We start from the raw sequence: 13,488 nt of genomic DNA, 5'->3' as shown, positions 1-13,488 counted from the left end.
GCTCGCGCGCCTCTCAGCGCCGAGCCGTCACCGTGCCCTCCACCGCGAACAGCTGCTCCTCCACGTGGTCGAGCGCCAGCCGGAGCGCGCCCGTGGCCACCGCCGCCTCGCCGAGCAGTGACAGGGTCACCTTCGGCGGGCGCAGGCAGTAGCGGGCCAACTCCCGGCGCAGGGGCTCCAGTACGCCGTCCAGACCGGCCGCCCAGCCGCCGATGACGACGAGTTCGGGGTCGAGGGCGAGGACCAGGGCGGCGACGTCGTGGACGAGGCGCTGGATGAAGCGCTCGACGGCCGCGCGGGCGCGCCGGTCGCCCTCGCGGGCCTGCGCGAAGACCGCCGCGACGGCCTGCTCGTCCAGCGGGTGGAGGGGCTCGTCGGTGGTGGACAGCAGCGTCTCCGGAGTCGCCTCGCGGCCCAGCAGATGCAGTGCGCCGATCTCGCCGGCCGCCCCGCCGTACCCGCGGTGCAGCCGCCCCCCGATCAGCGAACCGGCCCCCGGACTGAGCCCCGCCAGCACGAACACCATGTCGTCGGACTCGGTGGCCGCGCCCTTCCAGTGCTCGGCGACGGCCGCGGCGTTGGCGTCGTTCTCCACCAGCACCGGGCACTTGAAGGACCGGCTCAGCCGCTCCCCGAGCCGCAGTCCCGTCCACTGCGGCAGCGCGGTGCCCAGCCGTACGGTGCCGTCGGCCTCCACGATCCCGGGCGTGGCGACCCCCACCGCGCGCAGCGAACTGCGCGGCACACCGGCCCGGCGCAGCAGCTCGGCGACCGCCGTGCGCAGCCGCTCCAGCCGCTCGTCGGCCGGCGCCCGCTCGTCGACGTCCTTGGCCTGCGCGCCGAGCACCCGTCCGTCCAGGTCGGCCAGGAGCGCGGCGACGCGGTGCGGCCCGATCTCCAGCCCCAGCAGATGCCCCGCCTCGGCCCGGAAGCGGAACCTCCGCGCGGGCCGCCCCTGACGTCGTACGACACTCTCGTCGGCCGCCTTCTCGACGACGTACCCCGCCTCGATGAGGTCCTCGACGACGCCCTCGACGGTCGGCCGGGACAACCCGGTCACCCGGGTGATCTCCGTCAGCGTCGCGCAGTCCGTGGCGCGCAGCGCGTGCAGCACCACCGCGGAGTTGATCCTTCGCAGCAGCGAGGGATCCCCGCCGGTCAGCCGCCCCACCGTCCGTCCTCCCAGCTCGTGCGCGTGTTGGCCGGATCGTACTCGGAGCGGAGGACACCGGCGAGTGCCAGGCCCCGCGCCACCGGATCAGCCCGGCGCGACGAACCCCGACTCGTAGGCGGCGATCACCGCCTGCGTGCGGTCGCGCGCCCCCAGCTTCGCCAGCACCGCGCTCACATGCGACTTCACCGTCTCCGTGCCGACCACCAGCCGCTCGGCGATCTCCGCGTTCGACAGGCCGCGCGCCATCAGCCGCAGCACCTCCGCCTCCCGCTCGGTCAGCCGCGCCCGCTCCAGCGCGGCCCGCGCCGCCCGGTTGCCGCCGTCCCCGTAGGCGGCGGCCAACTGCCGCACGGAGGCGGGGAACAGGAGCGACTCGCCCTCCGCGACCAGCCGCACGGCGTGCACGATCTCCGCCGGCCGGGCCCGCTTGAGCAGGAACCCGTCGGCGCCGGCCCGCAGTGCCTCGTACACGTACTCGTCGTTCTCGAACGTCGTCACCACCAGGATCTTCGGGGGCGCCTCGACCGTCCGCAGCACCGCCCGCGTGGCCTCGATGCCGTCCATCAGCGGCATCCGTACGTCCATCGCGACCACGTCGGGACGCAGCCGCCGCACCAGCGGGATCACCGCCGCCCCGTCGGCCGCCTCCCCGACGACCTCGATGTCGGGCTGCGCCTCCAGGACGGCCCGCAGACCGGCGCGTACGAGGGGTTCGTCGTCGACTAGAAGCACGGTCACCGGCATCCGGCCAGCGTAGATCAACTCAGCGGCAGCTCCACCCGCACCTGCCAGTCGCCCTCGTCGGGCCCGGTGCGCGCGCGGCCCCCCAGCAGCGCCGCGCGCTCGCGTATGCCGCGCAGTCCGCTGCCCCGCCCGGGGCCCGGTACCGGCGCGGTGAGGGGGTTGCGGACTTCGAGGGCGAGCGCGCCGTCGCCGACGTCGACGCGCACCCGGACGGGGACGGCTCCCGCGTGCCGCAGCACGTTCGTCAGCGACTCCTGGAGGATGCGGTAGCCCTCGCGGGAGACCGGATCCGGAACCGTGTCCAAGGAACCGGTCAGATCGGCGTCGACCTTCGCGCCCGAGGCGCGCGCCGACTCCAGCAGGCGGCCGGCGTCCACGAGCGTGGGCCGTCCGCCCACCGGCCGGCTGGACTCGCGCAGGACGCCCAGGACGCGCTCCAGGTCCTCCAGGGCGGCTCGGCCGGTCTCCTCGATGGCGTCCAGGGCCCGGTCGGTGAACGCGGGGTCGCCGGCCGCGCGGGCGGCACCGGCCTGCACGACGGCCACGGTGAGGGCGTGGCCGATGGAGTCGTGCAGTTCGCGGGCGATGCGGGTGCGCTCCAGGAGTTGTTCCGTGCGCTCCTCCAGGGCGGCGAGACGCTCGGCCGGGGAGGGGCCCAGGAGCCGGTGGGCGAGCGCCGTGACGAGGTGGCCCGACCCGGCCACCGTCACCGCCAGCGCGGCCAGCACCGGGAGCACCAGCAGGACATGCCACCACTGACGCCCGTCGAGGTGCAGCAGCGCACCCTGTCCGACGTCGCCGCCGAACACGCCGGACACCAATCCCACCGAGGCCAGCAGGAGTTGGACGATCAGCATCGAGGCGACACAGCCGAGCAGCAGCCGCGCCTGCAGCCACACCACGAGCCGGCCCCGGTCGCTCCAGGAGGCGGACGGCGCGACGACGATGCCGGCGCCCTCGCTGTCGTGCCGGTGCCCGGTCAGCAACAGCCTGGCCTGCAGTCCCTCCACGGTGCGCATCGCCGGCACCAGACCCGCCGGGACGAGCAGGGCGGCCGCCGCCGCCCAGGTCCACCACGCCTCGTCGACGAACAGCCACATGGCCGGCCACACGATCGCGACGAACAGATGCAGCGACCGTGTGTACGTCACCGCCCGGCCGAACGGGCGCAGCAAGCGGACCATTCGGTCATCGTGCCAGCCGCCACCGACAACGGTCCTCCCTCGCACGGGGGAGACGGTCTCCACCCGCGGGGGAGGAACCGCTCCGCCCCGATCGCCAGGCTGCTGCCATGACCAGTATCGAAGTCCGCGCCCTCACCAAGGAGTACGGCACCCGACGAGCCGTGGACGACCTGACGTTCACCGTGCGCCCCGGCCGCGTCACCGGCTTCCTCGGCCCCAACGGCGCCGGAAAGTCCACCACCCTGCGGCTCGTGCTCGGCCTGGACCGGCCGACTTCCGGCACGGCCACGATCGGCGGACGCGCCTACGCCACCTTCCGCGCACCCCTGCGCCATGTCGGCGCCCTCCTCGACGCCCAGGCCGCCCACGGTGCCCGCACCGGCCGCGATCATCTGCGCATCCTGGCGGCGAGCAACCGCATCCCCGACCGCCGTGTCGACGAGGTGCTCCAGGAGAGCGGCCTGGCCTCGGTGGCCCGGCGCCGGACCCGGACGTACTCCCTGGGCATGCGGCAGCGACTGGGCATCGCGGCCGCCCTGCTCGGCGACCCCGGAGTGGTCCTGCTCGACGAGCCGTCCAACGGCCTCGACCCCGAAGGCATCGTCTGGATCCGCGGGTTGCTGCGCCGCCTCGCGGCCCAGGGGCGCACGGTCCTGGTCTCCAGCCATCTCATGCACGAGACCGCCTCCTTCGCCGACCACCTCGTCGTCCTCGGCCGGGGCAGGCTCCTGGCGGACACCCCCATGCGGGAGTTCATCCACGCGCGCGTGCGACCGGGCGTCCGCGTCCGCACGACGGACGCCCCCGCCCTGCGCGACCTCCTCGCCCGTCACGGCCACACGGCCGTCGAGCACGAGGACGGGCACTGGACCGTGCCGCACGCACGCGTGGACGACATCGGCCGGCTCGCCTCCGCCGCGGGCGTACCGCTCCTCGAACTCGCCACCGAGGAGGCCACCCTGGAACAGGCCTATCTGGATCTGGCCGCCACCGAGACCGAGTTCGCCGCACAGCCCCAGGAGGCCTGACCATGCCGTTCGTCCCCGTGCTCCGGTCGGAGTGGCTCAAGATCCGCACCCTGCGTTCCCTGCTCGCCACCCTGCTCGCCCTGTTCGCCGCCACCACGGCGTTCTCCGCGCTGGCCGGTGCCTCCGACGCCTCGACCCCGGATGTCGACCCGCTGTTCACGGCGTTCTCCGGTGTCCTGCCGGGACAGATCGCCGCCGTGTCCTTCGGGGCCATGGCCGTGTCGTCGGAGTTCCCCGGGGGCGGGCTCCGGCCGGCGCTGACCGCGGTGCCGTGGCGCGGACGCTGGTTCGCGGCGAAGGTGACGGCGGTGGCCCTGCCGGTGCTGCCGGTCGGCCTCGTCACCGGCGCGGCCGCCCTGGCGGTGGCGCGGACGGCACCCGGGCCGAGCGTGGGGGAGCAGGTGCGCGCGGTCGTGGGCTGCGGGATCTACCTGACGCTCATGTCCCTGCTCGCGGCCGGTCTCACGGCCGTGCTGCGCAGCGGCGTCGCCACCCTGTCGCTGCTGATCCCGTTCATCCTGGTCGTCTCCTTCGTGGTCGGCGACGCGGCCGGTACTGTGGCCGACTTCCTGCCCGACAAGGCGGGACAGGCAGTGCTGTACGAGAACCCGCCGGGGACCCTCGGCCCGTGGGCCGGCCTCGCCGTGACGGCGCTGTGGACGGCGGCCGCCTTGCTCGCCGGGGCGTGGAGCGTCCGGCGCCGGGACGCCTGACGAGCCGCCAATTGTCAGTGGTGGGCGGAATACTGGATCACATGGACATCGTGACGTGTCTCGCCCTGGTCGACGAGCTGTGGTCCGGGCAGCTGGACGGCTCCGGCTACCGAATAGTGGAGTTAGGGGGAAGCGGCGGGGAGGAGTGCGAGGGGGAGCCGACGGCGGACGACGTGTACGCCCTCGAAGGCGCCCTCACGGACCTGCTGACCGCCCGGCGCGGAGCTCCGGCGCGCTGGGGGACCGGCACCCTCCAGGAGCGCGTGGGCCGCGGCGAGGAGATACCCGAACCCTGGGCGAGGCTCGCCGGGGAGGTGGTCGAAGTGCGCGGCTGGGAGAACACCGACACCGGCCGCTGGGTCGTCGTCGCCGTGGCCGACACCGACCCCGAGGCCGCGGTGCGGCTGCTCCTCGTCGGCTCGGACGTCGCCCCGGCGTGAGCCCGACCGGTCACCCCTCGGCCGCCACCCGCAACCGCGCGAACTCCTCCGCCATCGTCGCGGCCGTCCAATGCGCGTTCAGCCCGCTGGGGTTGGGCAGCACCCACACCCGCGTGTCCCCGATGACCCGCTCCTGCGGCCCCACCTGGGCCTTGCGGTCGTCGAAGGCGGCCCGGTAGGCCGTCACGCCCACCACGGCCAGCCAACGCGGCCTGAGCCGGGCCACCTTCAGCGCCAGTCGCCGTCCGCCCTCGCGGTACTCCTCCGCGCTCAGCTCGTCGGCCCGGGCCGTCGCCCGTGCCACCACGTTCGTGATGCCGAGCCCGTACGCCGGCAACTCCCGCTGCTCCGACGGCTTCAGCAGCCTCGGCGTGAACCCCGACAGGTGCAGCACCGGCCAGAAGCGATTGCCGGGCCGGGCGAAGTGGTGGCCCGTGGCCGCCGTCATCAGGCCGGGATTGATGCCGCAGAACAGCACCTTGAGGCCGTCCGCGACCACGTCCGGTACGAGACGGTCGCGGGCGGCCTCCAGCTCAGCAGGGGTGAAGCGGGTCAGAGGATCGCCCCCGGCGTGTAGCCCGCGGCCTCCGGGTGCTGCTTGACGATCTCCTCGACGCGGCCGACGACCGCGGCGACCTGGTCGGCGGCGGCGCCCGTGAACGACAGCTTGTCGGCCATCAGGGCGTCCAGCTCGGCCCGGTCGAGCGGGATGCGCTCGTCCGCGGCGAGCTTGTCGAGCAGTTCGTTGCGCTCGGCGCCCTGTTCGCGCATCGCCAGCGCGGAGGCGACGGCGTTCTCCTTGATGGCCTCGTGTGCGACCTCGCGGCCGACGCCGGCGCGCACCGCGCCCATCAGCACCTTCGTGGTGGCCAGGAAGGGCAGGTAGCGGTCCAGCTCGCGGGCCACGACGGCCGGGAAGGCGCCGAACTCGTCGAGGACCGTCAGGAACGTCTCCAGCAGGCCGTCGAGGGCGAAGAACGCGTCCGGCAGCGCGACCCGGCGCACCACCGAGCAGGACACGTCGCCCTCGTTCCACTGGTCGCCCGCCAGCTCGCCCGTCATCGAGGCGTAGCCGCGCAGGATCACCATCAGGCCGTTGACGCGCTCGCAGGAGCGGGTGTTCATCTTGTGCGGCATCGCGGAGGAACCGACCTGGCCGGGCTTGAAACCCTCGGTGACCAGCTCGTGCCCGGCCATCAGCCGGATCGTCTTGGCCAGCGAGGAGGGGGCGGCGGCCAGCTGGACGAGGGCCGTGACCACCTCGTAGTCCAGCGAGCGCGGGTAGACCTGGCCGACCGAGGTGAACGCCTGCGAGAAGCCGAGGTGCCGGGCGATGCGGTCCTCCAGCTCGGCGAGCTTCGCCGCGTCCCCGCCGAGCAGGTCCAGCATGTCCTGGGCCGTGCCGACCGGGCCCTTGATGCCGCGCAGCGGGTAACGGGCGAGCAGCTCCTCCACCCGGCCGTACGCCACGAGCAGCTCGTCGGCGGCGGTCGCGAACCGCTTGCCCAGGGTGGTCGCCTGCGCGGCGACGTTGTGGGAGCGGCCGGCCATGACCAGCTCGCCGTACTCGCCGGCCAGCTTGGCCAGCCGCGCCAGCACGGCCACCGTACGGTCGCGCATCAGCTCCAGCGAGAGCCGGATCTGCAACTGCTCCACGTTCTCCGTGAGGTCGCGGGAGGTCATGCCCTTGTGGACCTGCTCGTGGCCGGCGAGGTCGTTGAACTCCTCGATCCGCGCCTTCACGTCGTGCCGCGTGACCTTCTCGCGCTCGGCGATGGAGGCCAGGTCGACGGTGTCGAGGACACGCTCGTAGTCGGCGATAGCCGCGTCCGGCACCTCGATGCCGAGGTCCTTCTGGGCCCGCAGCACGGCAAGCCAGAGCTGCCGCTCCAGCTTCACCTTCTGCTCGGGCGACCAGAGCGTGGCGAGCTCGGCGGAGGCGTAGCGTCCGGCGAGGACGTTCGGGATGCGGGGCTTGGCGGGAGCGGAAGTCACGTAGAGGGATTCTACTGGCGATTCGTGCAGGCCAGCGCCACGGGGTTGTTCGTGGGAAGCTACGAGACGGGCGCCACGTCGGCCAGCTCGGCCAGGACGCCGGCGTGACAGAGTGCGGGCGCGCACCAGCAGGCCAGCGTCCGTCCGCGCAGCTCGGGCACCAGCTCCAGCAGCTCCGGCCGCTCCAGCAGGTACGCCCGGTACAGCGCCATGACCTCGGCGCGGGTGCCGTCGCGACGGCGCTTCGGGGTGTCGTAGGCGAAGGGGTTGTACAGCGGGTGCCTCGGCAGGTCCCAGCCGCCCAGCGTCCAGCGGCGGCCGACGTAGACCACGTCCGCGGGCGCGTGTTCCAGCCGGGGGCCGAAGTCGTGGAGGCGGCCCCTGAGGTTGATCACCCGCGTGGTCACCCGGGGGTCACCCCGTCGGGCCCTCGTACGGCAGCAGTTCCGGTCGCTTCGGCGGGCGGCCGTCGCCGGAGGAGCGGCCCGTCAGGCGGCGGCCGATCCAGGGGAGCAGGTGCCGGCGGGCGAAGCGGGCGTCCGCCAGGCGGCGGGCCAGCCAGTGCGGTGGCACCGTGGCCGGCATCGGGGTGTGCCAGCCGGTGTCCTCGGGGTCGTAGCCGAGCGCCTGCCAGACCGCCTCCGCGACCCGCCGGTGCCCCTCGGCCGTCAGGTGCAGCCGGTCCACGTCCCACAGCCGGGGATCGGCGAGCGAGGGCGCGCCGTACAGGTCGACCACCACGGCGCCGTGCCGTTCGGCGAGCTCGTCGACGGTGGCGAACAGCTCCTCCATGCGCGGCCGGAAACGCTCCAGCACCGGCCCCTGCCGACCGGGACTGCGCATCAGCACCAGCTGCTTGCACGACGGCGCCAGCTTCTCCACCGCCTCGGTCAGCAGCCCCCGCACCCTGCCCATGTCGCACTTGGGCCGCAGCGTGTCGTTGAGGCCGCCGACGAGCGTGACGACGTCGGCCCGCATGGCCGCCGCGACGTCGACCTGCTCGTCGACGATCTGCCCGATCAGCTTGCCGCGCACCGCGAGGTTGGCGTACCGGAAGCCGGGCGTCACGGCGGCCATCCGGCCGGCGAGGAGGTCGGCCCAGCCGCGGTAGGTGCCGTCGGGCAGCAGGTCCGACATGCCCTCGGTGAAGGAGTCGCCGACCGCGACCAGGCTGGAGTGGGTGGGGTTCGTCTGCATGGCGACAGAGATGGTAACCCGCTTTCCATACCCGCCGGTCGGTCAGGGTGTCCACGCCGGGCCGGCCACGTTGGGCCAGGCCGGCCGTGTCAGGCCCGCTGCCCGAACAGCTCCCGCAGCACGTCCTCCATCGTCACCAGCCCCGCCAGCCGGCCGTCGGCGCCCAGGACCGCCGCCAGGTGCGTGCGGCTGCCGCGCATCGCGGTGAGGACGTCGTCCAGCGGGGTGGACTCCCGCACGCGTGCGATGGGGCGCATGTCCCGCACCCGGAACGGCACGTCCCGGGGAGAGGCGTCCAGCGCGTCCTTCACGTGCAGGTAGCCGACGATCCGGCGGGTGGCGTCCACCACCGGGAAGCGGGAGAAGCCGGACTCGGCTGACAGGCGCTCCAGCTCCTCGGGCGTGACGCCCACGCGCGCGTAGACGACGCCTTCCAGCGGCAGGACGACGTCGCGCACCGGACGGCGGCCCAGCTCCAGCGCGTCGTGCAGCCGCTCCAGGGCCCGGTCGTCGATGAGGCCCGCCTGGCCGGCGTCCGTGACGATCTGGGCCAGCTCGGCGTCCGAGAAGGTCGCGGTGACCTCGTCCTTGGTCTCCACCCGCAGCAGCCGCAGCAGGGCGTTGGCGAAGGCGTTGATAGTGAAGATCACCGGACGCAGGGCGCGGGAGAGGGCCACCAGCGGCGGGCCCAGCACCAGCGCACTGCGCACCGGCTCGGCCAGCGCGATGTTCTTCGGCACCATCTCGCCGAGCAGCATGTGCGCGTACGTCGCCAGGACCAGCGCGATGACGAACGACACCGCGTGCCCCGCGCTCGCCGGCACGCCGACCGCGTGGAACACCGGCTCCAGCAGATGAGCGATCGCCGGCTCCGCGACCACACCGAGGACCAGCGTGCACAGCGTGATGCCGAGCTGCGCCGCGGCCAGCAGCGCCGACACGTGCTGCAGCCCCCACAGCACGCTCCTGGCCCGCCGGTCCCCCTGCTCGGCGTGCGGTTCGATCTGCGATCGCCGTACGGAGATCAGCGCGAACTCGGCGCCCACGAAGAAGGCGTTGACGACGAGCGTCGCCGCGGCGATCAGCAGTTGCAGCGCGGTCACAGTGCCTCCCGGTCCTCGAACGGCGCGTGCATCAGCACCCGCGCCGCCCTGCGCCCGGCCGCGTCCACCACGTCCAGCCGCCAGCCGGCGACCTCCACGTGGTCGCCCGCGGCCGGGATGCGCCCCAGCTCCGCGGCGACGAGCCCGGCCAGCGTCTCGTACGGTCCCTCCGGCGCCCGCAGCCCCACGCGCGCGAGCTGGTCGACGCGCGCCGAACCGTCGGCCGAGTACAGAGCCCGGCCCTCGTCGTCGCTGCCCGCCGGCGCGAGGTCGGGCGTCTCGTGCGGGTCGTGCTCGTCGCGCACCTCGCCGACGACCTCCTCGACGATGTCCTCCAGCGTCGCCACACCCGCTGTGCCGCCGTACTCGTCGATGACGACGGCCATCGTGCGCTTGCCGGAGAGCCGGTCCAGCAGGCGGTCGACCGTGAGCGACTCCGGGACCAGGAGCGGTTCGCGCATCAGCTCGGAGACCGGGACGCGCGGCCGGCGCTCGGCGGGTACCGCGAGCACGTCCTTGATGTGGGCGGTGCCGACGACCGAGTCGAGGCTGCCCCGGTAGACGGGGAACCGGGACAGGCCCGTCGCGCGGGTCGCGTTCGCGACGTCCTCGCAGGTCGCCTGGGCGTCCAGGGCGATGACCTGGACGCGGGGCGTCATCACGTTCTCCGCGGTGAGGTCGGCGAGGTTGAGGGTGCGCACGAACAGCTCGGCGGTGTCCGCCTCCAGGGCGCCCTCCTTGGCGGAGTGCCGGGCGAGCGCAGCGAGCTCCTGGGGGCCGCGGGCGGCGGCGAGTTCCTCGGTCGGCTCCACGCCGAAGCGCCGTACGACACGGTTGGCCGTGTTGTTGAGGTGGGTGATGAACGGGCGGAAGGCCGCGCTGAACCAGCGCTGTGCGTTGCCGACGCGGCGGGCCACGGCGAGCGGGGAGGAGATCGCCCAGTTCTTCGGCACCAGTTCGCCGACGACCATCAGGAAGACGGTCGACAGGGCCGTGCCGAGGACCAGGGCGACCGACGTGGCCACCGAGCGGGACAGGCCCAGCGCCTCGATCGGGCCCGCGATCAGCTCGGCGATCGACGGTTCGGCGAGCATGCCGACCACCAGGTTGGTGACGGTGATGCCGAGCTGGGCGCCGGAGAGCTGGAAGGTGAGGTTCCGCACGGCCTTCAGAGCGCCCGCGGCGCCGCGCTCGCCGCGCTCCACGGCCTGTTCCAGCTCGCCGCGCTCGACCGTGGTCAGCGAGAACTCGGCCGCCACGAAGGCGCCGCAGGCGAGCGACAGCAGGATCGCCACCAGCAGGAGGAGCACTTCGGTCATCGGGTCACCTCCGTCCCATGATCGGACAGGGGGCGGAGGCGCGCGCGATGTCGCCTGCTGCGGGGGGTACTGGGAGGCTCGCCCATGGGCGGACGCTCACACCTTTCGTCGGCGGACCGGATCGGAGTCGCATACGGTCCTCCCATGGTAAAGGATCGGCAAAGCGGCTCAGTCGGTGAGCGGCTTCACCCACCGTCGCCAGTGCTCCTCGGGCGCGTACCCCGCAGCACGCCAGGCATGATGGGCGGTCTGGTTGCGCACCAGCACCATCGCGTCCCCGCGCCGCCCGCCCAGCCGTACGAAGCGCTCCTCGGCCGCCGCGAGCAGCGCCGAGCCGATCCCCTGCCGGCGCCGGCCGGGGTGCACCGCGAGCCGGTACAGATGGCAGCGCCAGCCGTCGAAGCCGGCGATCACCGTGCCCACCAGCTCGCCGTCCGCCTCGGCGAGGATCAGCGCCTCCGGGTCGCGGGCGACCAGCCGCTCCACGCCGTCCCGGTCGTCGCTGATGCTGGTGCCCTCCGCGGCCGTCTTCCAGAAGGCCAGCACGCTGTCGAGGTCGCCGGGCGCCGCGGCCCGGATCCGTAGCTCAGTCATACGGTGATCCCATCAGTCGCGTCGCGCCGGGGACGGGACATTCCGGCATCCGGACGCTCACCGGTCCCGCAGCGCGGCGAGAACCGGCGCGAACGCCTCCATGGACGGCTCCAGCACCGTGAGATACGTGAAGCCGTACCGCTCGCGCTGCGCCAGCACCTGCGCCACGATCTCCTCCACCGTGCCCACCAGCAGGATCGGCAGTTCCAGGGCGCCCTCCACGGTCGCGCCGTCCACCCGCTCGACGAGCGGGCGGACGGCGGCCTCGCGGTCGCCGGTGACCGCCACCAGCTGGATGAGCAGGTTCAGTTCGGCGGGTTCCGTACGGCCCTGCGCGTGCCGCAGGTAGCGAGCCACGCTCTCCTCCAGCTCCGCCGCCGAGAACGGCAGCAGCCGCCCCGTCGAACTCCCGGGCGCCAGGCGGGCGCCGGTGAAGGCCGCGATGTCGGCGTGCTCGGCGGTCAGCCGCAGCATGCGGTCGCCGTTGCCGCCGATCATCAACGGCACCCGCTGCTGCACGGGCCGCGGCTGGTGGTCCGCGGAGCCCAGGAGCCGGTCCAACTCCTCGACCGTGCGCCGCAGATGGTCCACCCGCTCGCCGGGGGAACCCCACGGCAGGCCCGCCGTGTCGTGCTCGGCGCGGACATAGCCGGTGCCGAGCCCGAGTTCGAGGCGCCCACCGGTCAGCGCGTCCGTGGTGGCCACCTCGCGGGCGAGCAGTACCGGGTTCCAGAAGCCCGCGTTGAGCACGAACGTGCCCACCCGTGGCCGCTCGGTCGCCGCGGCCGCCGCGACCAGCGCCGGGAACGGCGCCACCATGCCCAGGTGGTCGGGTACGTGGATCACGTCGTACCCGAGCTCCTCGGCCCGGCGGCACTTGGCGCCCCACTCCTCGGCGGGCGCCGGGCTGACCATACTGACCCCGAAACGGAACGGACGCGGCATGAACTCTCCTCAACCGAAGGTGACTTGAGAACCCATCCGCATCCCATCACTCGTGCGCGATGGCCGCCAGCACATTCATGCGGGATGCACGCAACGCGGGCAGCAGGGCCGCCACGATGCCCACGACCGCCGAGCCGACGACGACGGCGACGATGGTGCTCCAGGGGATCGCGAGCGCCTTCATGCCCTGCAGCGCCAGCACCTGCTGGGTGCACACACCCCACACCAGCCCGAGCGCCAGCCCCAGCACAGCGCCGAACACCGCGATCACCACCGACTCCAGCCGGATCATCCGGCGCAGCTGGCGCCGGGCGAGCCCGATGGCGCGCAGCAGCCCGATCTCCCGGGTGCGCTCGACGACCGACAGGGCGAGGGTGTTGACCACGCCGAGCACCGCGATGACGATCGCGAGCCCGAGCAGCGCGTACACCAGGTACAGCAGCACGGCGATCTGGTCGTGGATCAGCTTCTTGTAGTCGGCCTGGTCGCGGACCTGGACCTGCGGATAGGGGTCGAGGGTCTTCTCCAGGGAGGCGCGCAGCCGGTCGGGGCTGGTGCCGGACCCGGCGTTGACGAACAGCACGGTGTCCTGGCCGCCGGGCACGTGCTTCTCTACCGTCCTGATGCCGAAGAAGAGCCCGCCTTGAGTGCCGAACCCGCTGGAGCCCTCCTGATCGGTGAGAGCGCCCACCCTCACCCGGTCCGTGGTGCGGTCGGGGAAGGTGACGGGGATCGTGCTGCCCAGCCGGATCCCGTGGTCCTTCGCCCAGTCGGCGTCCATGCCCATGCTGCCGTCCGCGAGCGCGGCCGCCGTGTCGCCCCGCGCGTACGTGATGTGCGCGACGTCGTCGATCCGCGGGTCGAAGCCGGCCGCGGTGGTCTCGATCCGCTTGCCGTCGGGCAGGTGCACCCGCACGCCGGTGAACCGCTCCCGTACGACGAGACCGACCCCGTCCGTGCCGCGCACCTTGTCGGTGACCTCCTGGGAGAAGGGCAGGAAGTTGCCGTTCTGCACCATGAAGTCGGCGCCCAGCGTCTTGTCGATCTGCTGG

General features: G+C 73.3%; 15 protein-coding genes. 3 read left to right on the top strand and 12 right to left on the bottom strand.

The genetic code is table 11. From position 1 onward, the window contains the following. Window positions 1-13 precede the first annotated feature (13 nt). The 3 genes from ACYF6T_RS26485 to ACYF6T_RS26475 all read right to left on the bottom strand — a co-directional run bounded on the left by ACYF6T_RS26485 (window position 14) and on the right by ACYF6T_RS26475 (window position 3,102). Complete coding sequence (locus ACYF6T_RS26485) at window positions 14-1,171, bottom strand: ROK family transcriptional regulator (RefSeq protein ID WP_461699461.1); 1,158 nt, start codon at window positions 1,169-1,171, stop codon at window positions 14-16. 87 nt (window positions 1,172-1,258) lie between these two features. Further along, window positions 1,259-1,918, bottom strand: a complete 660-nt coding sequence (locus tag ACYF6T_RS26480) for a response regulator transcription factor (RefSeq protein WP_461699460.1) — start codon at window positions 1,916-1,918, stop codon at window positions 1,259-1,261. Window positions 1,919-1,932: 14 nt separating this feature from the next. Continuing rightward, entirely contained in the window at window positions 1,933-3,102 is a 1,170-nt protein-coding gene (locus tag ACYF6T_RS26475) for a sensor histidine kinase (protein WP_461699459.1), read from the bottom strand. Between the two features lie 107 nt (window positions 3,103-3,209). Here ACYF6T_RS26475 and ACYF6T_RS26470 point away from each other — a divergent pair, with 107 nt between their 5' ends. The 3 genes from ACYF6T_RS26470 to ACYF6T_RS26460 are packed head-to-tail and all read left to right on the top strand — an operon-like array spanning window position 3,210 to window position 5,283. Further along, window positions 3,210-4,130, top strand: a complete 921-nt coding sequence (locus ACYF6T_RS26470; RefSeq protein ID WP_461699457.1) for an ABC transporter ATP-binding protein — start codon at window positions 3,210-3,212, stop codon at window positions 4,128-4,130. A gap of 2 nt (window positions 4,131-4,132) precedes the next feature. Beyond that, window positions 4,133-4,843, top strand: a complete 711-nt coding sequence (locus ACYF6T_RS26465) for an ABC transporter permease (protein ID WP_461699456.1) — start codon at window positions 4,133-4,135, stop codon at window positions 4,841-4,843. Between the two features lie 41 nt (window positions 4,844-4,884). After that, window positions 4,885-5,283 carry a hypothetical protein gene (locus ACYF6T_RS26460; protein WP_461699454.1) on the top strand — a complete coding sequence of 133 codons (399 nt, stop codon included), beginning with the start codon at window positions 4,885-4,887 and terminating at the stop codon, window positions 5,281-5,283. 10 nt (window positions 5,284-5,293) lie between these two features. Here the strand turns inward: ACYF6T_RS26460 and mug are convergent, their stop codons facing one another. The 9 genes from mug to ACYF6T_RS26415 form a co-directional block, all read right to left on the bottom strand. Further along, complete coding sequence (gene mug, locus ACYF6T_RS26455; protein WP_461699602.1) at window positions 5,294-5,839, bottom strand: G/U mismatch-specific DNA glycosylase; 546 nt, start codon at window positions 5,837-5,839, stop codon at window positions 5,294-5,296. After that, entirely contained in the window at window positions 5,836-7,278 is a 1,443-nt protein-coding gene (gene purB / locus ACYF6T_RS26450; protein WP_461699453.1) for an adenylosuccinate lyase, read from the bottom strand. Before purB ends, mug begins: the two co-directional genes overlap by 4 nt. 59 nt (window positions 7,279-7,337) lie before the next feature. Further along, the gene (locus ACYF6T_RS26445) at window positions 7,338-7,685 is read right to left on the bottom strand and encodes a DUF4326 domain-containing protein (RefSeq protein WP_461699452.1); all 348 of its coding nucleotides are present in this window, start codon (window positions 7,683-7,685) and stop codon (window positions 7,338-7,340) included. 7 nt (window positions 7,686-7,692) lie between these two features. Next, window positions 7,693-8,475: an SGNH/GDSL hydrolase family protein gene (locus tag ACYF6T_RS26440; RefSeq protein ID WP_461699451.1), complete on the bottom strand. Its 783-nt coding sequence runs from the start codon at window positions 8,473-8,475 to the stop codon at window positions 7,693-7,695. A gap of 89 nt (window positions 8,476-8,564) precedes the next feature. After that, window positions 8,565-9,578, bottom strand: a complete 1,014-nt coding sequence (locus ACYF6T_RS26435; protein WP_461699450.1) for a hemolysin family protein — start codon at window positions 9,576-9,578, stop codon at window positions 8,565-8,567. After that, window positions 9,575-10,897 (bottom strand): hemolysin family protein, encoded by a 1,323-nt coding sequence (locus ACYF6T_RS26430; protein ID WP_461699449.1) that lies wholly within the window; start codon window positions 10,895-10,897, stop codon window positions 9,575-9,577. Before ACYF6T_RS26430 ends, ACYF6T_RS26435 begins: the two co-directional genes overlap by 4 nt. 168 nt (window positions 10,898-11,065) lie before the next feature. Beyond that, window positions 11,066-11,491: a GNAT family N-acetyltransferase gene (locus tag ACYF6T_RS26425; protein WP_461699448.1), complete on the bottom strand. Its 426-nt coding sequence runs from the start codon at window positions 11,489-11,491 to the stop codon at window positions 11,066-11,068. 57 nt (window positions 11,492-11,548) lie between these two features. Continuing rightward, entirely contained in the window at window positions 11,549-12,436 is an 888-nt protein-coding gene (locus ACYF6T_RS26420) for an LLM class F420-dependent oxidoreductase (protein ID WP_461699446.1), read from the bottom strand. Between the two features lie 46 nt (window positions 12,437-12,482). Further along, window positions 12,483-13,488 (bottom strand): ABC transporter permease (locus ACYF6T_RS26415; protein WP_461699445.1); only part of this gene is annotated, 1,006 nt, incomplete at its 5' end.

The sequence above is a fragment of the Streptomyces sp. 7R007 genome (assembly GCF_054850255.1).
This window is presented reverse-complemented; position numbering and strand designations above follow the sequence as displayed.